General features: G+C 67.1%; 25 protein-coding genes and 1 pseudogene. 7 read left to right on the forward strand and 19 right to left on the reverse strand.

All coding sequences use genetic code 11. The features are described 5' to 3' along the window. Nucleotides 1–21: 21 nt before the first annotated feature. The 6 genes from plsY to ACIP1U_RS01545 form a co-directional block, all read right to left on the reverse strand. A complete protein-coding gene (gene plsY, locus ACIP1U_RS01520; protein WP_400310831.1) occupies nt 22–630 on the reverse strand; it encodes a glycerol-3-phosphate 1-O-acyltransferase PlsY in 609 nt (202 codons plus the stop codon). A gap of 145 nt (nt 631–775) precedes the next feature. Further along, nucleotides 776–1267, reverse strand: coding sequence for an aminoacyl-tRNA deacylase (locus ACIP1U_RS01525; RefSeq protein WP_400310834.1), 492 nt, complete (start codon nt 1265–1267; stop codon nt 776–778). A gap of 33 nt (nt 1268–1300) precedes the next feature. Then, a complete protein-coding gene (gene xerD, locus ACIP1U_RS01530; RefSeq protein WP_400310837.1) occupies nt 1301–2257 on the reverse strand; it encodes a site-specific tyrosine recombinase XerD in 957 nt (318 codons plus the stop codon). Next, nucleotides 2254–2745: a methylated-DNA--[protein]-cysteine S-methyltransferase gene (locus tag ACIP1U_RS01535; protein ID WP_400310840.1), complete on the reverse strand. Its 492-nt coding sequence runs from the start codon at nt 2743–2745 to the stop codon at nt 2254–2256. The genes xerD and ACIP1U_RS01535 overlap by 4 nt, the downstream gene beginning before the upstream one ends. Before the next feature lie 109 nt (nt 2746–2854). Beyond that, nucleotides 2855–3823, reverse strand: coding sequence for a tripartite tricarboxylate transporter substrate binding protein BugE (locus tag ACIP1U_RS01540; protein WP_400310844.1), 969 nt, complete (start codon nt 3821–3823; stop codon nt 2855–2857). 114 nt (nt 3824–3937) lie between these two features. Beyond that, entirely contained in the window at nt 3938–4606 is a 669-nt protein-coding gene (locus ACIP1U_RS01545) for a chalcone isomerase family protein (RefSeq protein WP_400310847.1), read from the reverse strand. A gap of 183 nt (nt 4607–4789) precedes the next feature. Here ACIP1U_RS01545 and ACIP1U_RS01550 point away from each other — a divergent pair, with 183 nt between their 5' ends. Then, on the forward strand, nt 4790–5683 hold the full coding sequence (locus tag ACIP1U_RS01550; protein WP_400310850.1) for an AEC family transporter: 894 nt from the start codon (nt 4790–4792) through the stop codon (nt 5681–5683). A gap of 34 nt (nt 5684–5717) precedes the next feature. Here ACIP1U_RS01550 and queG read toward each other — a convergent pair whose 3' ends face one another. After that, nucleotides 5718–6935, reverse strand: a complete 1218-nt coding sequence (queG, locus tag ACIP1U_RS01555) for a tRNA epoxyqueuosine(34) reductase QueG (protein WP_400310851.1) — start codon at nt 6933–6935, stop codon at nt 5718–5720. A gap of 16 nt (nt 6936–6951) precedes the next feature. Here queG and tsaE point away from each other — a divergent pair, with 16 nt between their 5' ends. After that, a complete protein-coding gene (tsaE, locus tag ACIP1U_RS01560; RefSeq protein ID WP_400310854.1) occupies nt 6952–7476 on the forward strand; it encodes a tRNA (adenosine(37)-N6)-threonylcarbamoyltransferase complex ATPase subunit type 1 TsaE in 525 nt (174 codons plus the stop codon). After that, a complete protein-coding gene (locus tag ACIP1U_RS01565) occupies nt 7470–8969 on the forward strand; it encodes an N-acetylmuramoyl-L-alanine amidase (protein WP_400310857.1) in 1500 nt (499 codons plus the stop codon). The genes tsaE and ACIP1U_RS01565 overlap by 7 nt, the downstream gene beginning before the upstream one ends. A gap of 24 nt (nt 8970–8993) precedes the next feature. Here the strand turns inward: ACIP1U_RS01565 and ACIP1U_RS01570 are convergent, their stop codons facing one another. Then, nucleotides 8994–9266: a hypothetical protein gene (locus ACIP1U_RS01570; RefSeq protein WP_400310859.1), complete on the reverse strand. Its 273-nt coding sequence runs from the start codon at nt 9264–9266 to the stop codon at nt 8994–8996. A gap of 76 nt (nt 9267–9342) precedes the next feature. Then, a complete protein-coding gene (locus tag ACIP1U_RS01575; RefSeq protein WP_400310861.1) occupies nt 9343–10368 on the reverse strand; it encodes a bile acid:sodium symporter family protein in 1026 nt (341 codons plus the stop codon). Nucleotides 10369–10460: 92 nt separating this feature from the next. Here ACIP1U_RS01575 and ACIP1U_RS01580 point away from each other — a divergent pair, with 92 nt between their 5' ends. Then, on the forward strand, nt 10461–11378 hold the full coding sequence (locus ACIP1U_RS01580) for a LysR family transcriptional regulator (RefSeq protein WP_400310864.1): 918 nt from the start codon (nt 10461–10463) through the stop codon (nt 11376–11378). A gap of 18 nt (nt 11379–11396) precedes the next feature. On the opposite strand, the pseudogene ACIP1U_RS01585 reads toward ACIP1U_RS01580, so the two are convergent. Then, nucleotides 11397–11795: pseudogene (locus tag ACIP1U_RS01585) on the reverse strand (methyltransferase domain-containing protein); the annotation flags it as partial. Between ACIP1U_RS01585 and ACIP1U_RS01590 the strand changes: the two are divergent. After that, nucleotides 11685–12401 carry an XRE family transcriptional regulator gene (locus ACIP1U_RS01590; protein ID WP_400311733.1) on the forward strand — a complete coding sequence of 239 codons (717 nt, stop codon included), beginning with the start codon at nt 11685–11687 and terminating at the stop codon, nt 12399–12401. The pseudogene ACIP1U_RS01585 and the gene ACIP1U_RS01590 sit on opposite strands and share 111 nt — an antisense overlap. 12 nt (nt 12402–12413) lie before the next feature. Here the strand turns inward: ACIP1U_RS01590 and ACIP1U_RS01595 are convergent, their stop codons facing one another. From ACIP1U_RS01595 to ACIP1U_RS01625, 7 genes are all read right to left on the reverse strand, one after another. Further along, entirely contained in the window at nt 12414–13172 is a 759-nt protein-coding gene (locus tag ACIP1U_RS01595; RefSeq protein ID WP_400310865.1) for a 3-hydroxyacyl-CoA dehydrogenase, read from the reverse strand. Between the two features lie 444 nt (nt 13173–13616). Then, entirely contained in the window at nt 13617–14282 is a 666-nt protein-coding gene (gene adk / locus ACIP1U_RS01600) for an adenylate kinase (protein WP_400310868.1), read from the reverse strand. 382 nt (nt 14283–14664) lie between these two features. Next, nucleotides 14665–15474: a 3-deoxy-manno-octulosonate cytidylyltransferase gene (kdsB, locus tag ACIP1U_RS01605; protein ID WP_400310871.1), complete on the reverse strand. Its 810-nt coding sequence runs from the start codon at nt 15472–15474 to the stop codon at nt 14665–14667. Between the two features lie 29 nt (nt 15475–15503). Further along, the gene (locus tag ACIP1U_RS01610; protein WP_342914908.1) at nt 15504–15710 is read right to left on the reverse strand and encodes a Trm112 family protein; all 207 of its coding nucleotides are present in this window, start codon (nt 15708–15710) and stop codon (nt 15504–15506) included. After that, nucleotides 15691–16800, reverse strand: a complete 1110-nt coding sequence (gene lpxK / locus ACIP1U_RS01615; protein WP_400310874.1) for a tetraacyldisaccharide 4'-kinase — start codon at nt 16798–16800, stop codon at nt 15691–15693. Before lpxK ends, ACIP1U_RS01610 begins: the two co-directional genes overlap by 20 nt. 214 nt (nt 16801–17014) lie before the next feature. Continuing rightward, entirely contained in the window at nt 17015–17461 is a 447-nt protein-coding gene (locus ACIP1U_RS01620) for an ExbD/TolR family protein (protein WP_400310877.1), read from the reverse strand. Nucleotides 17462–17479: 18 nt separating this feature from the next. Next, nucleotides 17480–18100, reverse strand: a complete 621-nt coding sequence (locus ACIP1U_RS01625) for a MotA/TolQ/ExbB proton channel family protein (protein ID WP_400310880.1) — start codon at nt 18098–18100, stop codon at nt 17480–17482. Nucleotides 18101–19177: 1077 nt separating this feature from the next. Between ACIP1U_RS01625 and xseA the strand changes: the two genes are divergently transcribed. Both xseA and sodB read left to right on the forward strand, forming a co-directional pair. Beyond that, a complete protein-coding gene (gene xseA / locus ACIP1U_RS01630) occupies nt 19178–20563 on the forward strand; it encodes an exodeoxyribonuclease VII large subunit (RefSeq protein WP_400310883.1) in 1386 nt (461 codons plus the stop codon). Nucleotides 20564–20775: 212 nt separating this feature from the next. Beyond that, a complete protein-coding gene (gene sodB / locus ACIP1U_RS01635) occupies nt 20776–21357 on the forward strand; it encodes a superoxide dismutase [Fe] (RefSeq protein WP_400310886.1) in 582 nt (193 codons plus the stop codon). A gap of 116 nt (nt 21358–21473) precedes the next feature. Here sodB and ACIP1U_RS01640 read toward each other — a convergent pair whose 3' ends face one another. Beyond that, complete coding sequence (locus tag ACIP1U_RS01640; RefSeq protein ID WP_400310888.1) at nt 21474–21761, reverse strand: DUF4142 domain-containing protein; 288 nt, start codon at nt 21759–21761, stop codon at nt 21474–21476. Beyond that, the gene (locus ACIP1U_RS01645) at nt 21748–22353 is read right to left on the reverse strand and encodes a UdgX family uracil-DNA binding protein (RefSeq protein WP_400310891.1); all 606 of its coding nucleotides are present in this window, start codon (nt 22351–22353) and stop codon (nt 21748–21750) included. Before ACIP1U_RS01645 ends, ACIP1U_RS01640 begins: the two co-directional genes overlap by 14 nt. Nucleotides 22354–22364: the final 11 nt, after the last annotated feature.

The raw sequence follows: 22364 nt of genomic DNA on the forward strand, positions 1-22364 counted from the left end.
GGCGCTGGCAGTGTAACCCGCTCAGACCTTCTTCTTGTCACCGATCCGGCTTTCCTTGCCGGCCAGCAGCTTGGCGATATTCTGCCGATGCCGCGCGATCAGCAGCACGCTGATCGCGAAGATGGCACCAGCCATCACATCCACACTATTCATCAGCACATAAAAGAACGGCGCGAAGATAGCCGACACCAGCGCCGCCAGCGACGAATAGCGGAAGAAGAACGCAATGATCAGCCAGGTGGCCAACGTCGCCAGCCCCAGGATCGGATCGATCGCCAGCAGGATACCGGCCGCGGTGGCTACGCCTTTGCCGCCGGCAAAGCGGTGGTACACCGGGAACAGATGGCCGAGGAATACCGCCAGCACGACCATGGCCAGGCCAGTTTCATTCAGCCCATAGCCCGGGCCGAAGCGAGCCGCCAGCCACACCGCCAGCCAGCCCTTCAGCGCATCGCCGATCAGCGTCAAAATCGCGGCCTTCTTGTTGCCGGTGCGCAGCACGTTGGTCGCCCCCGGGTTGCCTGAGCCGTACGAATGCGGATCCGGCAGCCCCATCAGCTTGCTGACGACTACAGCAAAGGAAATCGAGCCGATCAGGTAGGCGGCGAGGGCGAAAAGCAGGTTGGCCATGTGCAGTGGGGTGTTTTCAAGCTGGCGGGATTGTAGCGCGGCGGCGCCTTCACCACGTCCGTGACTTCCCGGATTGGCAGGCGCGGCCGCCATGCGCGTGGCACCAGGTGGCGTCAGGTGAAGGATGCGGCGCCTGGCAGGTGCCTCAGTCGGGAAGCGCGCACTGGACCGGCTGTGCATCGACCAGTCCTTGCAGCAGCTTCGGATCCAGGCTGACGAGGTAACCGCGCCGCCCGCCGTTGATGTAGATGCGCTCCAGCTCCAGCACCGTGGCCTCCACATACACCGGCATGCGCTTGCGCGTGCCGAACGGCGAGGTGCCGCCGACCAGGTAGCCGCTGTGGCGCTGCGCCACATCCGGCTTGCACGGCTGCACGCTCTTGCGCCCGGTCTGGCGCGCCAGGTTCTTGGTCGAGACCGAGCAGTCGCCGTGCATCAGCACCACCAGCGGCTGCGCGCGCTCATCTTCCATGATGAGGGTCTTGACCACGTCGTGCTCGGGAACGCCGAGCTGGCGCGCCGATTCCTCGGTGCCGCCATGCTCGACGTACTCATAAGGGTGTTCGCCGAAGGCCACGCCTTGCATGCGCAGGAACTGGGTGGCAGGGGTTTCGGAGACGTGCTTGCTCTTGCTCATGGCGATGGTGTCGCTCTGTGTCGTCAGTATTGCTCAGCCGCGCGGATGGTGCTGCTGGTGCAGCTCGCGCAGGCGCTCGCGCGCGACGTGCGTGTAGATCTGCGTGGTGGAAATATCGGCGTGGCCGAGCAGCAACTGCACCACGCGCAGGTCCGCGCCGTGGTTGAGCAGGTGCGTGGCAAAGGCGTGCCGCAGCGTGTGCGGCGACAGCGGCGCGTGCACGCCGGCATCGCGCGCGTGGCGCTTGATCAGGTGCCAGAACGCCTGCCGCGTCATGCCTTCGCCGCGCTGCGTGACGAACAGCGCGTCGCAGGCGCGCCCGGCCAGCAGCGCGGGGCGCGCGCTGGCGAGGTAGCTGCGCAGCCAGTCGGCGGCCTGCTGGCCGAACGGGACCAGCCGTTCCTTGTCGCCCTTGCCGCCGACCACGCGCGCCACGCCCTCGTTCAGGCCGATCTCGATGGTCTTCATCTGCGTCAGCTCGGACACGCGCAGGCCGCTGGCGTACATCAGCTCCAGCATGGTGCGGTCGCGCAGGCCCAGCGGCGTGCTGGTGTCGGGCGCTTCCAGCAGCGCATCGACCTGCGCCTCGGTCAGTGTCTTGGGGTAGCGCGGCGGCTGCTTGGCGGGGCGCAGCAGCAGGCAGGGATCGGCTTCGACGATGTGCTCGCGCAGCGCCCACTGGTAGAAGCGCCGGAACACCGCCAGCCGGCGGTTGGCCGACGACGCGCGCGTCTGCGTGTGGCGCGCGTTGAAGTAGGCCGACAGCATGCTGTCGTCCACGCCCGGCAGCTCGCCACGGCCTTCGTGGCGCAGCCAGCGCGCCAGCAGGGTCAGGTCGCGCCGGTAGGCGTCGATGGTGTTCTGCGACAGGCCGTCTTCCAGCCACAGCGCATCGCAGAAGCGGCTGACCAGCGCGGCGTCGGTATCGCTGGGAGCCGTGGCGAGGTCCGGCGGTGCGTCCGCCGCTGCCGTCCGTGACACGGGGCTCATATCAGCATGGCGCCTTCATGGCGCAGCAGCCAGCGTTTGACGTCGAGGTGGAAACCATCTTCGGCATGATGGGAGAAACCGCCGATGCCGCGGGCCGAGACCACGCGATGGCAGGGGATCACGATCGGGAACGGGTTCTGGCCGCAAGCCTGGCCTACCGCGCGCGGCATCGCGCCGATGGCCTCGGCAATGGTGCCGTAGGTGGTGGTGGCGCCGCGCGGCACGGCTGCGATGGCCTGCCAGACGCGTTGCTGGAAATCGCTGCCCGCCGGTGCGAGAGGCAGGTCGAAGCGCGCGTCGGGGTTGGCGTAGTAGGCCTCCAGTTGGGCTTCCAGCCGGGCTACAAGCGCCTGCGCCAGTGCATCGGCCGCCGCGCGTGCTTCGACGTGCCCCGGCAGGTACACGATGGCCCGGATGCGGGGGCCGTCCGTGCGTACGCCGACCTTGCCGAATGGGGCAGGGAGGATGGCATCGTAAGTGGCAGGCATGGCGGTCTGACTGGGGAGAATGCTGGATTTTAGTGCTTTTTGCGTTGGCAAGAAGAAAGGCCGCCTTTCCGGCGGCCTTCTGCAAGTGCGGCAAGTGCTGCAAGCCGGGTTACTGCTCCAGCTTGATGTTCTGCACCTTCACCAGGTTCTTCATCTTGTCGAACTCTTTCTTGATCTCGGCCGCGTGCTGCGCCGGCGTATTGCCCGACGGCTCGGCACCGGCGGTGCGCAGGCGCTCCTGGAAGCCCTTGTCCTGCAGCGCCTTGACCGCGGCGTCGTTCAGCTTCTTAATGACGTCGTCAGGCGTGCCGGCCGGCGCCACCAGGCCGTACCAGGCCGGGTCGTTCGGCTCCTTCAGGCCCATTTCGCCGAAGGTCGGCACGTCCGGCAGCGAGTCCAGGCGCTTGTTCCAGGCCACCACCAGCGGGCGCAGCTTGCCGGCCTTGATGTAGGGCATGGACGACGGCAGGTTGTCCACCATGATCGGCACCTGGCCGGCCAGTACGTCGTTGAGCGCCGGGCCCGCGCCGCGGTACGGGATATGGACCATGAAGGTCTTGGTCGAGACCTTGAACTGCTCGCCCAGCATGTGGCCGAAGCCGCAGGTGCCCGACGACGCGTACGAATACTTGCCCGGATTGGCCTTCAGCACGGCCAGGAACTCCTTGTAGTCCTTGGCCGGGAAGTTCGGGTTGACCGCGATCACGTTGGCCACGTTGGCCAGGTTGGTGACGGGCTTGAAGTCCTTGATCGGGTCGTACGACAGCTTGGGGTTGCAGGCCGGGTTCACGGCCATGGTCGACACCGTCGAGATACCGATGGTGTAGCCGTCCGGCGCCGCCTTGGCGATCGCGTCCGCACCGATCGAGCCGCCCCCGCCGGCGCGGTTTTCCACGACCACCGGCTGGCCCAGGATGCGGCTCATCTGGTCGGCGGCACCGCGGCCGACGATGTCGGTGGTGCCGCCCGGTGCGAACGGAATAATCAGGCGGATCGGCTTGGTCGGATAGCTCTGGGCGTGCGCCGTGGTGGCGGCCGCGGCCAGGGCCAATGTCAGAGCGAGTTTGCCAGCTTGCATGAGGTCATATCTCCCGTCAGAAATCCGGGCAGGGTGCTGCCCGGAAGCAAAGAAACCGTCGCGATGCCACAGGTAATGGCACGGGCGGCGGCAGCGTTAAAGAGGGCGGCCATGTCAGCCGCCGAGCAGTCCGCGCTTGACGTCCTGGTCGACCGGGCGGTCGCCCAGGAACACTCGCAGCACGGCCTGATAGAAGTCTTCGCCAGGGATCGGACGGCCGCGCGGCGTGCCGTTGATGGCGATGACGGTGCCAGTCTGCGGGGTAAAGTCCAGGTTGATCACGTCGCCCTTGTGCGCGTTGCCAACCTCGCCAAGGGTGCGCTCGAACTGTACCAGCCGCGCGGCCAGTCCCTGCATCTGCGATTCGCTGTGGTTGTCGCGGATGCCCTGGCGGATGGCGCGGGCAAAGGCAGGCGGTTCGGCCTCGCGCAGCATGCGCAACTGTAGCCGCTTGGCGCCCGGCGTGCCGAGTACCACGGTCGCGTTGCGGGCTTTTTCCTGCAGGTACAGCGCCGCTACGTAGCCCTTGGTCAGGAAGCGCGCGCGCAGCGCGGTGCCGTTGAGTTGCAGTTCCTTGCCGCCCACGCGCGCGGCATCGTCGAAGCGGATCCCTTCCATCTCGACGGCGCGCGCCGGCATGGCACCGGCAGCAGGGGTGGCGCACAGCAGCATCACCAGCAGGGCGGCCGCGCGCGAGCGCAGGCCGGTAGGCAGGCCAGGGCGTGAACGGGAGCGAAGGCGGGTGTCCGGGCCTGGCGGCGCGGAACGGATGCGGGACAACATGGCGGCAGGACGTACAACTTGGCATGCCATGCTGACCTAAATCTGGAAAAATACCTATCCGTATCTGCCCTAGTCTGCACATTCCCGGTCGCCAGCCGTTATTTCCATCCCCCATGCGGCCGGGATCGCGGACCGGATGCCTGGCAGATTACGAGCCGTGCCCTCGCCACTACAACAACGACAATGTCTTCTGCTCTCCTGCTGGTGCCGGACTTCAGCCTGATCCTGATCGGCTGGCTGCTGGTGCGCTATTCCCCCTTCGACCGCGCCTTCTGGGGCGGGGTGGAGCGGCTGGTCTACTTTGTGCTGTTCCCTGCGCTGCTGCTGCAGTCGACCAATGCCGCGGTCTTCGATTTCTCCTCAACCTCGGCGATGCTGGGTCTGGCCCTGCTGGCGATGGCCGTCGGCATGGCTGGCGGCTACGCCGTCAAATGGGTGCTGAAGCCCGATGCGCTGAGTTTTGCCTCGGGCCTGCAGACCGCCTTTCGCTTCAACTCTTATATCGGCCTGGCGCTGGCGTCTCGCCTGGGGGGCAGCGAGGGACTCGCGCTGATGGCGGTGATCGTCGGTTGCTCCGTGCCGCTGTGCAACGTGGCGGCGGTGTGGGCGCTGGCCCGGCACGGCGAGACCGCGCTCTGGAAGGAACTGGCGCGCAACCCGCTGATCCTGGCCACCGCAGGCGGCCTCGTGACCAACCTGCTGGGCTTGCACCCGCCCGAGGTGGTGGCGATGACGCTGAACCGGCTTGGTTCGGCCTCGACCGCGCTGGGACTGATGACGGTGGGCGCGGGGCTGCAGATGAGCGGGGCGACCGGCACGGTGGGGCCGGTGGCGTGGTGGACCGGGGTCAAGCTGCTGGCAATGCCGTGCGTGGCCTGGCTGGTGGGCCGGCACCTGCCGCTGACCACGCTGCAGTACCAGATCGTGGTGCTGTATGCCTCGCTGCCGACCGCGTCGAGCGCCTATATCCTGGCGGTGCGCATGGGCGGCAACGGGCCAATGGTAGCTGCGACGATCTCGGTGATGACGGTGGGGGCCATCGTCACCACGCCGCTGTGGCTGGCGCTGGTCAGCTAGGTTCGGTCAGCTGGATTCGGTCAGCTGGATTTGGTCAGCGGGTGCGTGCCGGTTCGCCTTGTGCGAGCGCCCAGTCGATGTGCTCTTGCACCAGCGGCGAAGCGGACTCGCGCCGCGCCTGCAACGCCTCGCGGATGCGCGCGGCCAGGGCGGCGTCTTCCGCGCGGGTGCCGGAAAGCGCCGCGCGCAGACTGTTGCCAAGCCCGACGGCCAGGTTGCGCAGCCAGCGCTCATGGCCGATGCGGCGGATCGGGCTGCCCTCCAGGCGCTGGTTGAACTCGTCCTCGGTCCATTGGAACAGCGCCACCATGTCAGGCGCGTCCAGGCCATTGCGCACGTCGAAGTCCGGCACGCTGGCCACGTGCGCAAACTTGTTCCACGGGCAGGCCAGCTGGCAGTCGTCGCAGCCATAGACGCGGTTGCCCATCGGCGCGCGGAATTCGACCGGGATCGGGCCCTTGTGCTCGATGGTCAGGTAGGAGATGCAGCGGCGCGCATCGAGCCGGTAGGGCGCGACGATGGCGCGCGTGGGGCAGATGTCGAGGCAGCGGTGGCAATTGCCGCAGTGGTCCGGTTCGGGCGCATCGGCCGGCAGCGGGATATCGACCAGGATCTCGCCCAGGAAGAACATCGAGCCGCCGTCGCGGTCGAGCAGCAGCGTATGCTTGCCGCGCCAGCCAAGTCCGCCCTGGCTGGCCAGCGCCACTTCCATCACCGGGGCGGAATCGGTAAAGACACGATAGCCGAATTTGCCGATTTCGGCCTCGATCCGGCTGGCCAGTTGCTGGAGACGGCTGCGCAGGACCTTGTGATAGTCGCGGCCGCGCGCATACAGCGACACCACCGCGGTGGCCGGATCGCCCAGCCGCGCCAGTTCGCGCCGGCGCCAGTCGGGCGCGCCCGGTGGGGTTTCGGTGGCAGGGACATAGGGCATGCGCGCCACGATGGCGCGTACCGTGCCCGGCACCAGTTCGGCCGGCCGGGCGCGCCGCAAGCCGTGGTTCGCCATATAATCCATGTCGCCGTGGCAACCCTGCTCCAGCCATGCCAGAAGCCCCGGCTCGGCGTGGCCAAGATCGACGTCGGCGATGCGCACCGACGCAAAACCCAGCGCGGCGCCCCATGCGCGGATGGACTCCGCAAGCGCCGCCAGCTCCCGCGGGCCGGCCTGGCCGGATTGCCCTGGAGCGCTTGCGGGAACACTGTGCGCGCCTGGCGCGCTGGCCGGCGGCTTGACTGCTGGGTCGATCATTCCTGAATTGTACGCAATGCCCTTGCTCGAAGAACGCACACTGACGCTGCCCGACGAAGCCGCCACCGCGCGCCTGGGCGCCGCGCTGGCCGCCACGGTGCAGGCCATGCCGCCGCGCACGGTGCATGTGCAGATGTCCGGCGACCTGGGCGCCGGCAAGACCACGCTGACGCGCGCGGTGCTGCGCGCGCTCGGCCATGCCGGCAAGGTCCGCAGCCCCACCTACACGCTGTGCGAGCCTTACGAGGTGGCCCGCGCCGACGGCTCGCCGCTGACGGTCTACCACTTCGACCTGTACCGCTTCGCCGATCCGGAGGAGTGGATCGACGCGGGATTCCGCGACTGTTTCGCCGAACCGGCCTTCAACCTGGTCGAATGGCCGGAGAAGGCGGGCCGCCTGCTGGGGGAACCCGACCTGCTTGTGTTGCTCCAATCGGACATGGCACGGCCGGACGACAGCCAAAGCGATGCCGGCGAGCGGCGAATCGTGACGCTGCGCGCCTATACTCACACTGGACTTACCTTGCTGAACGCATGCTGATCAAGCGACTTGCCACCGACCGCCCCGATGGACCCGACGGCCTGATGCAGGCGCGCCGCAAATGGATGTCGCAGGCGCTGAAGCTGGGCGCGGGCACTGCCGTGCTGACGCTTGCCGGCCCGCAGATCGCGTTCGGCGCCGGCATCGTCGCGGTGCGCGTGTGGCCGGCCGAGGACTACACCCGCGTCACCATCGAATCCGACTCGCCGCTGGCCGCGGTGCACCAGATGATTCGCGATCCGGACAGGCTGGTGGTGGATATCGAAGGCCTGGACCTCTCGCCCACGCTGCGCGAACTGGTGGCCAAGATTACCCCCAACGACCCGTATATCCAGACCGTGCGCGTCGGCCAGAACCGCCCGCGCGTGGTGCGGATGGTGTTCGACCTGAAGGAGAACGTGGCGCCGCAGGTGTTCACGCTTTTGCCGATCGGCAGCTACCGCAACCGGCTGGTGTTCGACCTGTACCCGGTCAACCCGCCCGACCCGCTGTGGAAACTGGTGCGCGACACCGAGGACAAGCAGCGCCGCTTCGCCACCATGGACCCGGCCCCGGGTCCGGACAGCATCGCCGGTGCCCCGGCCGGTGCCGAGGAAGATGCCATCGGCGCGCTGGTGCGCAAGTTCGACGAGAAGGGCGAAGTGCCGGCCACCACCGCGCCGCCGCCGCCGGTGGTGGCCGCCCGGCCCAAGCCCTCGGCGCCGGTGGTGCCGAAGCCCGATGCGCCCGTGGTGCCCCCTGTCGCGCGCGACAACCCGACTGCCGACCGCCCGTTCAAGATGCGCCGCCTGCTGACGGTGGCCCTCGATCCCGGCCACGGCGGCGAAGACCCCGGCGCGATCGGCGCCGCTGGTTCTCGCGAGAAGGACGTGGTGCTGCAGATCGCGCACCGGTTGCGCGCCAAGATTGACGCCCAGCCCAATATGCGCGCGATGATGACGCGCGATGCGGATTTCTTCGTGCCGCTGAACGTGCGCGTGCAGAAGGCGCGCCGCGTGCAGGCCGACCTGTTCGTGTCGATTCACGCCGATGCCTTCCTGTCGCCGGAAGCCAATGGTGCTTCGGTGTTTGCGCTGTCCGAGCGCGGCGCTTCGAGTACCGCGGCGCGCTGGCTGGCCAACAAGGAAAACGCTTCCGACCTGATCGGCGGCGCCAACATGGGCAACAAGGATGCGCAGGTTGCGCGCGTGCTGCTGGACCTGTCCACCACTGCGCAGATCAACGACAGCCTGCAGGTCGGCAAGTCCGTGCTGGGCGAGATCGGCGGCATCAACCGGCTGCACAAGGCGCACGTGGAACAGGCCGGGTTTGCGGTGCTGAAGGCGCCGGACATCCCGTCGATCCTGATCGAGACCGCGTTTATCAGCAACCCGGCGGAGGAGCGCAAGCTCAACGACAGCGCGCACCAGGAACAGCTGGCGAATGCCATCCTGCGCGGGATCAAGGCGTACTTCGCGAAGAATCCGCCGCTGTCGAAGAACCCGTCGGTCTGACCGTGGCGCCGCCACGGCGCAAGGTCAGCTCTCGCCGAATTCCTTCTCGCTGCGTGGCGCATCAGGGCATTGCCGGTCCAGCGATTCGCGGTATTTCACGCAGCCGCGCATGAACTGGGGCCACGCCGGAACCGTCGGGACCTGGTCGCCCGGCTCGGGCAGCAACGCCCACAGATCCGGATGGTGCCAGCACAGGCCGTGACCCGAAGCATCCCGATGGCGGCGTATGCCCGCGCGCAGTACCTTCACTTCTTCGATCAGCCGCTCGCGGCTCATCGTATCGAGGTCGTCGTCCATATCCACTCCTCAACCCTCGGGGGTTGCACGCCTTGCAGCGGGCCGGCGCGAGCGCGACGACGGCGGATGGCGCGGATCAGGCGCGCGCCGCGGCGCGGTCCTCCAGCAGCGCATCGCGGTTGGCATAGCGCGAGGCAATCACCGAGCAGACGATCAGCTGCAGCTGGTGATAGACCATCAGCGGCAGCACCAGCAGCCCCAGCGCGGGATGTCCGGCAAACAGGATCTTTGCCATCGGAATGCCGTTGGCCAGGCTCTTCTTCGAGCCGCAGAACACCGCGGTGATTTCGTCCTCGACCGAGAAACCCATCCGGCGGGCGGTCAGCGTGGTGAAGCCCAGCACCACGAACAGCAGCACTGCGGCAATCAGCATCACCGCGCCGATGGTCTGCCACTGGTACTGGTGCCACAAGCCTTCGGCAGTCGCATCGCAGAACGACGAATAGACGATCAGCACGATCACGCCGCGGTCGATCTTGGTGGTGATCTGCTTCTTCTTCGCCAGCCAGCTGCCGATCAGCGGGCGCAGCAGCTGACCCAGCGCGAACGGCAGCAGCAGCTGCAGCGCCACGCCGGTGAGCGCCTTGCCCAGCGGCATCGAGGCGCCGCTGGCGCTGATCACCAGCCCCATCAGCAGCGGCGTGACCAGCATGCCGATCAGGCCCGAGATGGTGGCATTGAAGATCGCACCGGACACGTTGCCGCGCGCCATCGAAGTCATGGCCACCGACGACGACACCGTCGAGGGCAGCGCGCACAGGAAGAACACGCCCAGCAGCAGGTCCGCCGGCAGCGTATTGTGCAGGGCCAGCATCAGCAGTGCGCCGACCACCGGGAAGACCACGTAGGTGAACGACTGCACGAACGCATGCAGGCGCCAGTTCTTGGCGCCTGCCACCAGCTTGTCGCGCGACAGTGCCGCGCCATGCAGGAAGAAGACCAGGGCCACGCCCACGCTGGTGACCACGCCCAGGTGCAGCGGGCCCTTGCCGGTGCCGATTTCCGGAGCCGCCAGGGCGATCGCGATGGCGGTCAGCATGATGAGGACGAAGCCGTCGATCAGGTCATAAAGTTTCTTGAGCTTGGCAAAAAGGCGAGACATGACTGCGGTTGGTTAGGGTTTTGCCTAGTATTGGACGCCAGCCGGGTCTAGAATGCAAATTCATTTATAGAATCTATTTATCCGGTCGTTGCATGAATTACACACTGCGCCAGCTGCGCGTCTTCCTGGCGGTGGCCAGCAGCGGCGGTTTCAGCCGCGCCGCCGACGTGGTGGGACTGACCCAACCGGCCGTCAGCCGTGGCGTGGCGGAGCTGGAAGAGGCACTTGGCGTCAAGCTGCTTGACCGCACCACGCGTGAAGTGGTGCTGACCGATGCTGGCCATGCGCTGGTGCCCGCGCTTGAGCGGCTGCTAGGCCAGCTCGACGACACCCTCGAAGAAACGCGTCAGTTAGGTGAGCGCTATCGTGGGCGCGTTGTGATAGCCGGCGCTCCGACCATTTCCGCGCGGCTGATGCCGATGTATGTCGCCGCCTGCGCCGCGCAGTACCCCGAAATCCGCCTGACCGTGCGCGACAACGTGCAGGCCGACGGCCTCGAGCAGATCCGCGCCGGCGCCGTCGATTTCGGCGTGCTGATCGATCCGCTGGCGCGCGAAGGGCTGGCGGTGGAGCCGGTGGCGACCGACCCGTTCTGCTTTGTGTGCCGGCGCGACCACCCGCTGGCGCAGTCGGCGACGGTGCCGTGGTCGGCGCTGCATGGCATGCGGCTGGTGCTGCTGGACTTTGCCTCGGGCAGCCGGCCGCTGATCGACCGCATCTTCGGGCGCCACGGTGTGGCGCCGCAGGTGGTGCAGGAACTGGGGCACTCGGCCAGCGTGTTCGGCATGGTCGAGGCCGGCATCGGCGCTTCTGTGCTGCCCACTTTCTCGCTGCCGTTGCCCGCCGCGTCGCCGCTGGTGTGGCGGCCGCTGGTGCCGCGCGAAGAGCGCAGCATCGTCATGGTCCGGCGCGAGGACCGCTCGCTCTCGCCGGCCGCGGCGGCGGTGTGGGCGCTAGTGCGGCGCCTGACGGTTCGTGCCGAGGCGCCCGCGATGGGCGCTGCGGCCTGAGCGTTGCCGTGTTGCGGGTCAGCGCGCGGTGACCATCACCGCTTCCAGTTCAAAGCTGCCATCTGCCTGCACGCGATAGTGCTCACGCACTTCGGCTGGCGCAACCTGCCACAGGTGGCGGATCGCGTCGACCGCTACCGGCGGTGTGCGCATGCGCTGGACCCAGCTGTCGAACTCGATGCCGATGCGCCAGGGCTCGCACACGCTGATACCTTGCGTGGCGAAGCCCGCCGCCTCGAACAGCGCGCGCCAGCCGGCCGGCGTGTAGTCGCGCACATGCGACGGATCGCGCAGCAGTTCGACCGACTGCAGCCAGGTATCGCGCAACGGATCCTCCGACCCGGTGATATCGATCAACACCACCTTGCCGCCCGGCTTGAGTACGCGGCGCACTTCAGCCAGCGCCGCGGGAACATCGCCGAACAGGGCCGTCCGGTCTCGATGTCGGCACGCGCGTTGGCCAGCCTGGCGGCGGCACTGCGGCTGTCGCGCGCCGAACGCGCCTTTTTGTTTGAACTTGCCGGCCGGCGCGATCCGCAGCAGGCCGCCGACGAAGCCGTTCCGCCTGCGGTCCTGGCAAGCGTGCATGCGGTCTCGGGCCCGGCCTACCTGCTAGACCGGCAATGGACCGCGCTGGCCTGGAATGACGCCGCGGCGCGGCTGTTCACCGGCTGGCTCGACGACGCCTGCGGCGAGCGCAACCTGCTGCGCGCGATGTTCCTGTCGCCGCCGCTGCAGGCGCTGGTCGAAGACTGGCCGCACCGCGCCGCGCGGCTGGTGGCTGAGTTCCGCGCGCACAGCATCCGCCATGCCGACGAGGCGCCGACGCGCGCGTTGATCGATGGACTGATGGGGGAGAGCGCGGCCTTCCGCGACGCCTGGCTGTCGCAGGATGTGGAAGACCGCGAGGGCGGGCGCCGGGGGGTCCGGCATCCGCAATCGGGGGCGCTGCAGTTCGAGCAGCTGACGCTGGTGCCGGCGGCGGCGCCGGGGCTGATGCTGGTGATGCTGCTGCCCGGCTGAGCGCGCGAGCAATTACTTCGGCTGCATCCGGATTGCGCCGTCGAGGCGGATCACTTCGCCATTCAGCATCGTGTTTTCGATGATCGCGCGTGCCAGCTTGGCGTATTCGGCCGGGCGGCCCAGGCGCGGGGGGAACGGAACCATCTTGCCGAGGGCGTCCTGCACTTCCTGTGGCATGCCGAGCAGCATGGGCGTTTCAAAGATGCCCGGGGCGATGGTCATGCAGCGGACGCCGTCGCGGGACAGGTCACGGGCGATGGCCAGGGTCATGGCGACGACGCCGCCCTTGGAGGCGGCATAGGCGGCCTGGCCGATCTGGCCGTCGAAGGCGGCCACCGAGGCGGTATTGATGATCACGCCGCGCTCGCCTTCGCTGTCAGGGGTGTTCTGGACCATGGCGGCGGCCGCCAGGCGGATCATGTTGAAAGTGCCGATCAGGTTGATGCGGATGGTTTTGTCGAAGGCATCCAGCGGATGCGGCCCGTTCTTGCCTACTGTCTTGTTGGCGGTGGCGATGCCGGCGCAGTTGATCAGGCCCGACAGGCGGCCCAGTGCCTGGGCGGCGGCGACTACGGCCTGGCCGTCGGCTTCGGAGGTGACGTCGCAGCGGATGAATTGGCCGTTCAGTTCGGTGGCGAGGGACTGGCCGGTTTGCTCATTGAGGTCGGCGATGATGACTTTGGCGCCTGCTTCCGCCAGCATCGTTGCCGTGCCGGCGCCCAGGCCGGAGGCGCCGCCGGTGATGATGAAGACGTTGTCTTTGATTTGCATTTGCGGTGTCTCCTTTGTGGTGATGTTTCCGTTTACGTAAACGTCAACTATTGTACGGGGCGGAGTTTGTTGTGCAAGGGTTTTGGGCCCATGCGGGCATCGGGTGGTGATTTATGTGCCCCGGTTCCGCCCTGAAGGGCGGGTAACTCTTTGTCCGAGCGACAAAGAGTCACCAGAAAACGCGTTTACGGCCCTGCGGGCGGCCACTCTTATCGTAGTGGGCGGCGGTTTTCGTACGGGGCTTCACTTCGTTGCAAAGCAGGACTGCCTGACGCCTTGGTGCGCCACCGTGGCCGGGATTGACGCGGTGATTGAACGAGCCCAGAGCTGTGAGTGGCCGCCTGCTGCTGGCGCCATGATAGGAACGCCTTCGGCTGCGCTGCGCGCGGGCCCAAAGAAAAAGCGGCCCTTAGGCCGCTTTTTCTTGTCGCATTTGGCGACGGATTACTTCAGCGCGTCAAACACTTGCGCGGTAATTTCGTCGACGTTACCCACGCCGGAGATTTTCCGGTACTTCGGCGGCGCTACCTTGGCGCTGGCATCGCCCTTGGCGGCCCAGTCCGAGTAATAGTCGACCAGCGGGCGGGTTTGCTGGGAATAGACGTCCAGGCGCTTCTTGACCGTCTCTTCCTTGTCGTCGTCGCGCTGGATCAGTGCTTCGCCGGTTTCGTCGTCGATGCCTTCGGCCTTCGGCGGGTTGTACTTGACGTGGTAGGTGCGGCCCGAGGCCACGTGGACGCGGCGGCCGCTCATGCGCTCGATGATGGCGTCGAACGGGACGTCGATTTCCAGCACGTAGTCGATCGACACGCCGGCTTCTTTCATGGCTTCGGCTTGCGGGATGGTGCGCGGGAAGCCGTCGAACAGGTAGCCGTTCTTGCAGTCGTCCTGCTTCAGCCGGTCTTTCACCAGGCCGATGATGATGTCATCAGACACCAGTCCGCCGGCGTCCATGACCTTCTTGGCTTCCACGCCCAGGGGGGTGCCGGCCTTCACCGCCGCGCGCAGCATGTCGCCGGTGGAGATTTGCGGAATGGCGAACTTCTCGCAGATGAACTTGGCTTGCGTGCCTTTGCCGGCGCCGGGTGCGCCCAACAGGATCAAACGCATTTACGGGTCCTCAGAGTTTTGAATCTGGTGTGGCGGGAGATCAGAAGGAGGGTAATGCCGCAACTTGACGCAAGACTTACTGCTGTCTTGTCGGATGTTGACGGCATTTGGCGCAGGCACATGCCCACGCGGACGTCCGGCGGCGGCTGCCAGGGGGATGGCGGCGCGGCGCACCAGTCGGGCTCTGTCTTTATCTCCCCACCGAGCCTTGGCCGGCGGCGCGTTGGCGCACAGCCGGGGCGGCTCTGTATCGGCAAGCATTATGCCATGAGGCGGCGCTGATCCGGCCCGAAATCCGCCCCCTGGTTCAGGTTGCAGCAGTTTGAACCTGAGCGGGCGGCTGGGCTGGGTGGCGTGCAGTGTGACGATCAGGGTTGGACGATCAGGGCCCGTCCTGCGCCATCGACTCGGCCCACAGTGCGCGCACGCGCTCCAGGTCGGCCGGGGTGTCGACGCCGGGCGCCGGCGCGGCAGCGGTTTCCACCACAGCGATGCGCTCGCCATGCCACATCGCGCGCAGTTGCTCCAGCGCCTCGGTCTGTTCGAGCGGCGCGGCGGCCAGGGTCGGGAAGCGCCGCAGGAAACCGGCACGATAGGCGTAGAGACCGATATGGCGCAGTACCGGCATGGCCGGCAGCGGGACCTGGGCCATGGCAGCGGGCACGGCCGGCACACCCGCCCAGGCGTCGCGCGCCCACGGGATCGGCGCGCGCGAGAAATACAGCGCGCGTCCGGCGGCGTCGCACACCACCTTGACCACGTTGGGATTGAAGACTTCAGCGATGTCGTGCAGCGGGTGGGCCGCGGTGGCGACGGCGCAGTCGGCATGGTGCGACAGGTGCAGCGCCACCTCGTCGATCAGCGTCGGGTCAATCAGCGGCTCGTCGCCCTGCACGTTGACCACGATGGCGTCGTCGGGCAGGCCCAGTTGCGTGGCCACTTCCGCCAGGCGGTCTGTGCCGGTGGGGTGGTCGGCGCGGGTCAGCACGGCTTCGATGCCGTGGTCCGCGCAGGCCTGCGCCACGGACGGAGCGTCGGTGGCGACCACGGTGCGCCGGGCCGACGACGCATGGGCGCGTTCGGCCACGCGCACGATCATCGGGCGCCCGCCAATGTCGGCCAGCGGCTTGTCAGGCAGGCGGGTCGATGCGAGCCGCGCGGGGATGACGACGGTGAAGGCCGGGACGGTCATGGTGCTGACTTGGTTGTCTTCAGTTGCCTTCAGTTTCCATTCGCCGGCGCGTCCGGGTCGATGGCACGGCCCGGCACCGACTGGCGCGCTTCGTCGGCCAGCATCACCGGGATGCCGTCGCGGATCGGGTATGCGAGCTTGTCGACGTGGCAGATCAGTTCCTGCGCGGCGCGGTCGTATTCCAGCTTGCCCTTGCACAGCGGGCAGACCAGGATTTCAAGCAGCCGGTTGTCCATCTCGGTGTTCCTCGTTGCGCCCGGCGTTGCCGGACGTGGCCGCCGCGGACTGCGCGGTCGGTGCGGTGTTGACATGCGCCAGCACGGCGCTGCGGATTTTGTCGATCAGGCCCGCGTCGATCACTGGCCTGGTCGGCACGACCCAGATACGCGGGTCGTCGAAGCGCTCGCATTTTACGGCATCCTTCTCGGTAATCAGGATCACGTCGGCATCAAGCGCGTCGGCGTTGCCAGCGAACGGGTCGTCGGCAAAGTCATAGTGGTCGGGCAGCGGCAGCGTCTTCGGCGACAGCCCGGCACCGCGCAGGCTGGCGAAGAAGCGCTCGGGGTTGCCGATGCCGGCCGCTGCCAGCACGCGCCGCCCGGCAAAGGTGGAAACCGGCCGCGCCATGGTCGGGTCGTTCAGTTGCCAGGCGTCTTCCAGTTCCAGCCGCATGCCGTAGACGCCGGGGCGGTCCGGCGTGGCGCGGAAGTTGGGATCGTTGATCAGGGTGGCGTCGCGCGGGCGCGTCAGCGGTTCGCGCAGCGGGCCGGCCGGCAGCATCAGGCCGTTGCCGCCCATACGCGTGTCGAACATCACGATCTCGAAATCGCGCTGCAGCTTGTAGTGCTGCAGGCCGTCGTCGAGCAGCAGCACGTTGACGCCGGGGTGCGACACCAGCATGGTCTGCGCGCACAGCGCGCGGTCCGGGAACACCCACACCGGCACATCGGTGGCGCGTGCGATCAGCAGCGGCTCATCGCCGACGTCGCTGGCCTGCGAGGTCGGCTTGACCCGGCGCGGATGCTTCAGCTCCACGCCGTAGCCGCGCGACACCACCCCGGGGCGCAAGCCGGCCTCGGTCAGCGCGTGGGCCAGCGCGATCACCGCCGGCGTCTTGCCGGTGCCGCCCACGGTGACATTGCCGACCACCACCACGGGCATCGGCAGCCGCGTGGACTTGAACCAGCCGCGCCGGTAGCCGTGCCGGCGCACGCGGGCCACCAGCCCGAACAGCAGGGAGAGCGGCAGCATGACCCAGGCAAACCAGCCGCGGCGCTGCCACTGGGCGGTCACGAAGTCGGCGAGGGCATGGCGGGGAGCGGGCATGGACGCGGCGGGTCGGTTAGGTCGTGGATGGGATGGGATTGTAGTGCGCTGGGGATCTCGCGCCAGAAAGATCCGAGTGGCCCGAAAGGGAGGAATCCCGGCGGATCAATCCATTATGGGCACTGCGCAGCGCATGGGGCAAGCCCGGCCAGGCGTCGCGCCCGGACGCAAAGCCGCCGGTCCCCGCTTTCGCGGGGACGACGATGGCCCGCGCTCAGCGCGGCTGCGCGCTCTGCGTGGCGAAGGTCAGGCGCGACAGCCCGGCCAGCCGCGCGGCTTCCATCACGTTGACCACCGCCTGGTGACTGGCCTGCGCGTCGGCGTTGACGATCACCACCGGTGTCTGGCCCGACTGGCCATTGCCCGCCCCGGCGGGCCCCGACGCGGCGCGCAGGTGGTCGGCCAGGCTGGTGACGTCCTTCTGCTCCAGCACTTTCTTGTTGACCGAGTAAACGCCGCGCGACGACACCGACACCACGATTTCCTGCGGCCGCTGCTGGGCGCGCTCGGCATCGGAGGTGGGCAGCTGGATCTGCAACTCGGTAAAGCGCGAGTAAGTGGTCGTGATCATCAGGAAGATCAGGATCACGAGCAGCACGTCGATCAGCGGGATCAGGTTGATCTCCGGCTCTTCGCGGCGCTGGCGGGAACGGAATCGCATGGCGTGGCGGATCCGTGATCAGCTGCGGCGCTGCGGCAGGATCGCGTCCAGGAACGCGGTGGCGCGGAATTCCAGCTCGGCCACGTAGTCGTCCACGCGGCGGCGGAAGTAGCGCCAGAAGATCAGCGCCGGGATCGCCACGATCAGGCCGAGGGCGGTGTTGTACAGCGCCACCGAGATGCCGTGCGCCAGCTGTTCCGGGTTGGCGCCGGTGCCGCCCTGGCTGCCGAAGATCTCGATCATGCCGATCACGGTGCCCAGCAGGCCCATCAGCGGCGCCACCGAGGCGATCGTGCCGAGCGCGTTCAGGTAGCGCTCCAGCTCATGCGCGACCGCGCGGCCGGCTTCCTCGACCACATCCTTGGCGGCGTCGCGCGAGGTGTGCGGCTGCAGCACAACATGACGCAGGCCGGCGGCCAGCACGCGGCCGAGCGGCGAATTCTGTTCGAGCGTGTTGACCACTTCCGGCGTGGCGCGGCGCTGCTGCGCGGCGGCCAGCGCTTCTTCATAGAGCCGCGGCGGCAGCACCTTGCTGCGCTTGAGCGACAGGAAGCGTTCGACGACCAGCGCCAGCGCGAGGACCGAGGCCAGCAACAGCGGCCAGATCGGCCAGCCGGCCGCTTGAATGATGGAAAACAATTGGACCCCCGGGATCGACAACCCAATAAAGAAACCCCAACCAGCTGGTCGGCATGCCTTGAGGCGCGTCAGCAGGCAGCGCGCTCCGGCATTGCTCTGAAAAATCAGGCGCAACTCTACCCCGCGGCCTGCCGCGCGGCAAGCGACGGCCGGGCTGGCTGTCTCGGGCGCGCATCGGCGCTGGCCGATGTCGCCGGCGACTTTCCACAGGACGCAGGGACAGTGTTGTGGATCGATTGTGGAAAGCCGCCGGACAAGCGATGCAAGTGCTTGATTCGCAAGAGAAAGTCTGGGGCTGCTTAAGAATTGGGCAGAATCGCGAGGAATGCCCGCGACGCTTGCCGCACACCGGGGGAAAGGCGGGCTAGACGCTGCCGCAAACCATGTCCGTGCGCTGGCGCACGATGCGGTGCGGTCTTCCACACGAGTGCGGGACAGAATTGTGGAGCGGTTGTGGACAGGTGTCGGAGAAGCCACCTAAGTCATTGATTTCAAAAGCTTGGTATGTGCTTGCCTAAAAAATGGGCAAACGCGCGCTCGCGTGCCACCGGACGGCCCGACGAAGCGTCGCGTGGGTAAACCCTGTTTTTCCACACCAGACAGGGAGAGGATTGTGGACGGCCTGTGGATAAAGTTTGGAGAGCTGAGCTAACCCATTGATTTCACGAGGAGTTGGATAGTTTGCTTAAAAATTGGGCAACCCCTCGCATGGCGTTGTTCCACATGATGCGGTGCCGGCGCTTGGCATGACATGCCGGCTACGCCGCCTGGGGCGTGATGCCAGCCACGCTTGACACACCAACCCGGTGGGAAAGTCGGGTAAACGCCGTGTTTTATCCAGAGATCCTGTGGATAACTTTGTGAACAAGCGCCATCCGCGCCCGCTAAGTGGTTGATGCAAAAGAGAATTGGTTATATTGCCTAATTTTTTATTGAGATCATAAATTTCATAAAAATCAAAGAGTTGTACGAAGCGATGCGGCCTGCGGGGCAGCATCCGGCTATCACCGCTACCCCCTTGACAGAGCAGTTATGCTGTGGACATGTCCCATTAACGCCGCTTGGCCGGCGTGCGCCATGCCCGACCTGACCCACTTTTCGCGTGACGCATCCTCCACCGACCCGCGCAGTGGCCGCGAAGTCATTCCTGTCGGTGAGCTGAACCACACAATCGCCCGATTGCTGGAACGCAGCTTCCCGCTGGCCTGGGTACGCGGGGAAATCTCCAACTTCACCCGCGCGGCCAGCGGCCACTGGTATTTCTCGCTCAAGGATGCGCGTGCCCAGATCCGCTGCGTGATGTTCCGCGGCCGCAACCAGCATGTCGACTTCCAGCCGCGCGAGGGCGAGGCGGTCGAGGTGCGCGCCGTGGTCACGATGTACGAGGCGCGCGGCGAACTGCAGCTTGGCGTGGAGGCGATGCGCCGCGCCGGCCTGGGCAACCTGTACGAAGCCTTCCTGCGGCTGAAGGAAAAGCTGACGCTGGCCGGCCTGTTCGCCCCGGAGCGCAAGCGGCCGGTGCCGTCGCACCCGGGCACCATCGGTGTCATCACCTCGCTGCAGGCCGCCGCCTTGCGCGATGTGCTGACCACGCTGCGCCGGCGTGCGCCGCATGTGCCGGTGGTGGTCTATCCGGTACCGGTGCAGGGGGCCGGCGCGGCCCAGAAGATCGCCGACGCGATCGACCTGGCCGATGCGCGCCGCGACTGCGACGTGCTGATCCTGTGCCGCGGCGGGGGCAGCATCGAGGACCTTTGGTCGTTCAATGAAGAGGTGGTGGCGCATGCGATCGCGCGCTGCGCGCTGCCGCTGATTTCCGGCGTTGGCCACGAGACCGACTTCACCATCGCCGATTTCGTCGCCGACGTGCGCGCGCCCACGCCGACCGGCGCGGCCGAGCTGGTCAGCCCCGACCGTTCGCACTTGCTGGCGCAGACGCTGCGCGGCCGCGACGCACTGGCGCAGGCGATGCGCCGCGCGCTGGACCTGCGCGCCCAGCACCTGGACTGGCTGGCGCGGCGCGTGCGCAGCCCGCAGGCGCAGCTGCAGGAACGCCGCGCGCGCGTCGACAATCTGGCCCGACACTTGCGGTCGGCATTGCGCGACACCGTAGTGTCGCAGCGGCATCGCCAGCAAGTGCTGGCGATGCGCTGGAGCGCCTGCCGCCCAGACGCCGCCGCGGCACAGGCGGACCTGGCACGGCTGTGGCAGCGGCTGCAGGCCGCCGCCACGCGCCGCCACGAGCGCGCCGGCCAGCGCCTGGCGCGCGCCGCCGGTGCGCTGGAACTGCTGGCGCCGCAGCGCACGCTCGAGCGCGGCTATGCGGTGCTGCTCGACCAGCGCGGACGCGCGTTGCGCTCGCCCACCGAAATCCGTCCGGGCAGCGTGGTCGAGGCGCGCCTGGCCGAGGGCGTGGCCGACCTGTCGATCGCCGGCGTGCAGGTCAAGCTGCCTGAATTCTGAGCGCGCGGCATGTCCGCAACGGGTCCGATCCGGGCCCGGGGAAGGGCACGTAAAACCGGCACGTAAAACCGGCGCGGAAAACTCCCGGAAACCCGCGCCCGGACAAACTAACATCGGAGCAGGGGCATAGGCCTGCGGTTTGCGCGGGTATTCCAAGTCCCCTACAATCGGCAATTCCGGACCCTACAATCCCAACCCACAGAGACAGAACAATGGAACACAAGCTCCCCCCGCTTCCGTACGCGCATGATGCCCTGGCTCCGCACATCTCCAAGGAGACGCTGGAGTTCCATCATGACAAGCACCACCAGACCTACGTCACCAACCTGAACAACCTCATCAAGGGCACCGAGTTCGAGAACGCGACCCTGGAAGAGATCGTCAAGAAGTCGTCGGGCGGCATCTTCAACAACGCTGCCCAGGTGTGGAACCACACCTTCTACTGGGATTCGCTGAAGCCGAACGGCGGCGGCCAGCCGACCGGCGCCCTGGCTGATGCCATCAACGCCAAGTGGGGCTCGTTCGACAAGTTCAAGGAAGAGTTCACCAAGGTTGCCGTCGGCACCTTCGGTTCGGGCTGGGCCTGGCTGGTGAAGAAGGCCGACGGCTCGCTGGACCTGGTGTCCACCTCCAACGCCGCCACGCCGCTGACCACCGACGCCAAGGCTCTGCTGACCTGCGACGTGTGGGAACACGCCTACTACATCGACTACCGCAATGCCCGTCCGAAGTACGTCGAGGCATTCTGGAACGTCGTGAACTGGGACTTCGCCGGCAAGAACTTCGCTGGCTGATCCACGGTCCACGTTGTCTTGGCGAAAAGCCCCGGAAATTCCGGGGCTTTTTGTTGAGTGTTTGGAATTTGCCGGTTACGGTCTGCCGTTCGCGTTCTCGCCGCTTACCGCGTCGCTTACCGCGTCGCCTGCGATGCCATTTGCTGCGCCATCTCGAGGTGGTGGTTCAACGTCAGCAGCGTCTGTCGCGCGAAAGTCTTGACGCCGTTGTCCTTGGCGTCGCCGGCGGCCTTGCGGAACAGCGCTATCGCTGCAAGGATCGTCGGGACAACGGCCGGGGCTAGCCCGGTCGCGGCGATTTCCCGGCGGGCGTCGGCAAGAGCGAACTGCACGACCCCTGGCAGTCGCGATCCTGATGCGCCGCCCACGGTGAACCGTTCCCGAGACTGGCTAGCCTTCACCACGCGCCAGCCGCGCGGCGGTGCGCAGGCTGCGCACAATGCGATCGAATGCGGCCGCGCGCGCGTCGTCGGAACGCTGGCGCAGCGCGAACGACGGATGATAAGTGGCGATGACAAGCCGGCCCTCGTGCTCGACCGGCGTGTCCATCATCGTGCCCAGCGTCACGCTCTTGCGGCCCAGCACCGCGCGCGCGGCGGTGGAGCCCAGTGCCACGATAATCCTCGGATCTACCTGCTCCAGCTCGCGCTCGAGCCACAGGTGGCAGGCTTCGATCTCCAGTTGACCCGGTGTCTTGTGCAGCCGCCGCTTGCCGCGCAACTCAAACTTGAAATGCTTGACCGCATTGGTCATGAACAGCTTGTCGCGGTCCAGTCCGGCCTGTTCCAGCGCATCGTCCAGCAGGTGTCCCGCGGGGCCGACGAACGGCGAGCCCTGCAAGTCTTCCTGCGAGCCCGGCTGTTCGCCCACCATCATGATGCGTGCATGCGAGGCGCCGGCACCGGGCACGCCCTGCGTGGCGTTGCGCCATAGCGGGCAACGCCGGCATTCATTCAGTTCGGCATGGCTGACCGGTGGCTTCTTGCGCTCGGGCATGGCATCGATGT

Source organism: Cupriavidus sp. NPDC089707 (assembly GCF_044748965.1).
In the GTDB taxonomy this organism is placed as follows: Bacteria; Pseudomonadota; Gammaproteobacteria; order Burkholderiales; family Burkholderiaceae; genus Cupriavidus.

Coding starts and splice junctions, on each gene's coding strand:
- plsY (WP_400310831.1), bottom strand. CDS start 630: ATGGCCAACCTGCTTTTCGCCCTCGCCGCCTACCTGATCGGCTCGATT.
- ACIP1U_RS01525 (WP_400310834.1), bottom strand. CDS start 1,267: ATGAGCAAGAGCAAGCACGTCTCCGAAACCCCTGCCACCCAGTTCCTG.
- xerD (WP_400310837.1), bottom strand. CDS start 2,257: ATGAGCCCCGTGTCACGGACGGCAGCGGCGGACGCACCGCCGGACCTC.
- ACIP1U_RS01535 (WP_400310840.1), bottom strand. CDS start 2,745: ATGCCTGCCACTTACGATGCCATCCTCCCTGCCCCATTCGGCAAGGTC.
- ACIP1U_RS01540 (WP_400310844.1), bottom strand. CDS start 3,823: ATGCAAGCTGGCAAACTCGCTCTGACATTGGCCCTGGCCGCGGCCGCC.
- ACIP1U_RS01545 (WP_400310847.1), bottom strand. CDS start 4,606: ATGTTGTCCCGCATCCGTTCCGCGCCGCCAGGCCCGGACACCCGCCTT.
- ACIP1U_RS01550 (WP_400310850.1), top strand. CDS start 4,790: ATGTCTTCTGCTCTCCTGCTGGTGCCGGACTTCAGCCTGATCCTGATC.
- queG (WP_400310851.1), bottom strand. CDS start 6,935: ATGATCGACCCAGCAGTCAAGCCGCCGGCCAGCGCGCCAGGCGCGCAC.
- tsaE (WP_400310854.1), top strand. CDS start 6,952: ATGCCCTTGCTCGAAGAACGCACACTGACGCTGCCCGACGAAGCCGCC.
- ACIP1U_RS01565 (WP_400310857.1), top strand. CDS start 7,470: ATGCTGATCAAGCGACTTGCCACCGACCGCCCCGATGGACCCGACGGC.
- ACIP1U_RS01570 (WP_400310859.1), bottom strand. CDS start 9,266: ATGGACGACGACCTCGATACGATGAGCCGCGAGCGGCTGATCGAAGAA.
- ACIP1U_RS01575 (WP_400310861.1), bottom strand. CDS start 10,368: ATGTCTCGCCTTTTTGCCAAGCTCAAGAAACTTTATGACCTGATCGAC.
- ACIP1U_RS01580 (WP_400310864.1), top strand. CDS start 10,461: ATGAATTACACACTGCGCCAGCTGCGCGTCTTCCTGGCGGTGGCCAGC.
- ACIP1U_RS01595 (WP_400310865.1), bottom strand. CDS start 13,172: ATGCAAATCAAAGACAACGTCTTCATCATCACCGGCGGCGCCTCCGGC.
- adk (WP_400310868.1), bottom strand. CDS start 14,282: ATGCGTTTGATCCTGTTGGGCGCACCCGGCGCCGGCAAAGGCACGCAA.
- kdsB (WP_400310871.1), bottom strand. CDS start 15,474: ATGACCGTCCCGGCCTTCACCGTCGTCATCCCCGCGCGGCTCGCATCG.
- ACIP1U_RS01610 (WP_342914908.1), bottom strand. CDS start 15,710: ATGGACAACCGGCTGCTTGAAATCCTGGTCTGCCCGCTGTGCAAGGGC.
- lpxK (WP_400310874.1), bottom strand. CDS start 16,800: ATGCCCGCTCCCCGCCATGCCCTCGCCGACTTCGTGACCGCCCAGTGG.
- ACIP1U_RS01620 (WP_400310877.1), bottom strand. CDS start 17,461: ATGCGATTCCGTTCCCGCCAGCGCCGCGAAGAGCCGGAGATCAACCTG.
- xseA (WP_400310883.1), top strand. CDS start 19,178: ATGCCCGACCTGACCCACTTTTCGCGTGACGCATCCTCCACCGACCCG.
- sodB (WP_400310886.1), top strand. CDS start 20,776: ATGGAACACAAGCTCCCCCCGCTTCCGTACGCGCATGATGCCCTGGCT.
- ACIP1U_RS01645 (WP_400310891.1), bottom strand. CDS start 22,353: ATGCCCGAGCGCAAGAAGCCACCGGTCAGCCATGCCGAACTGAATGAA.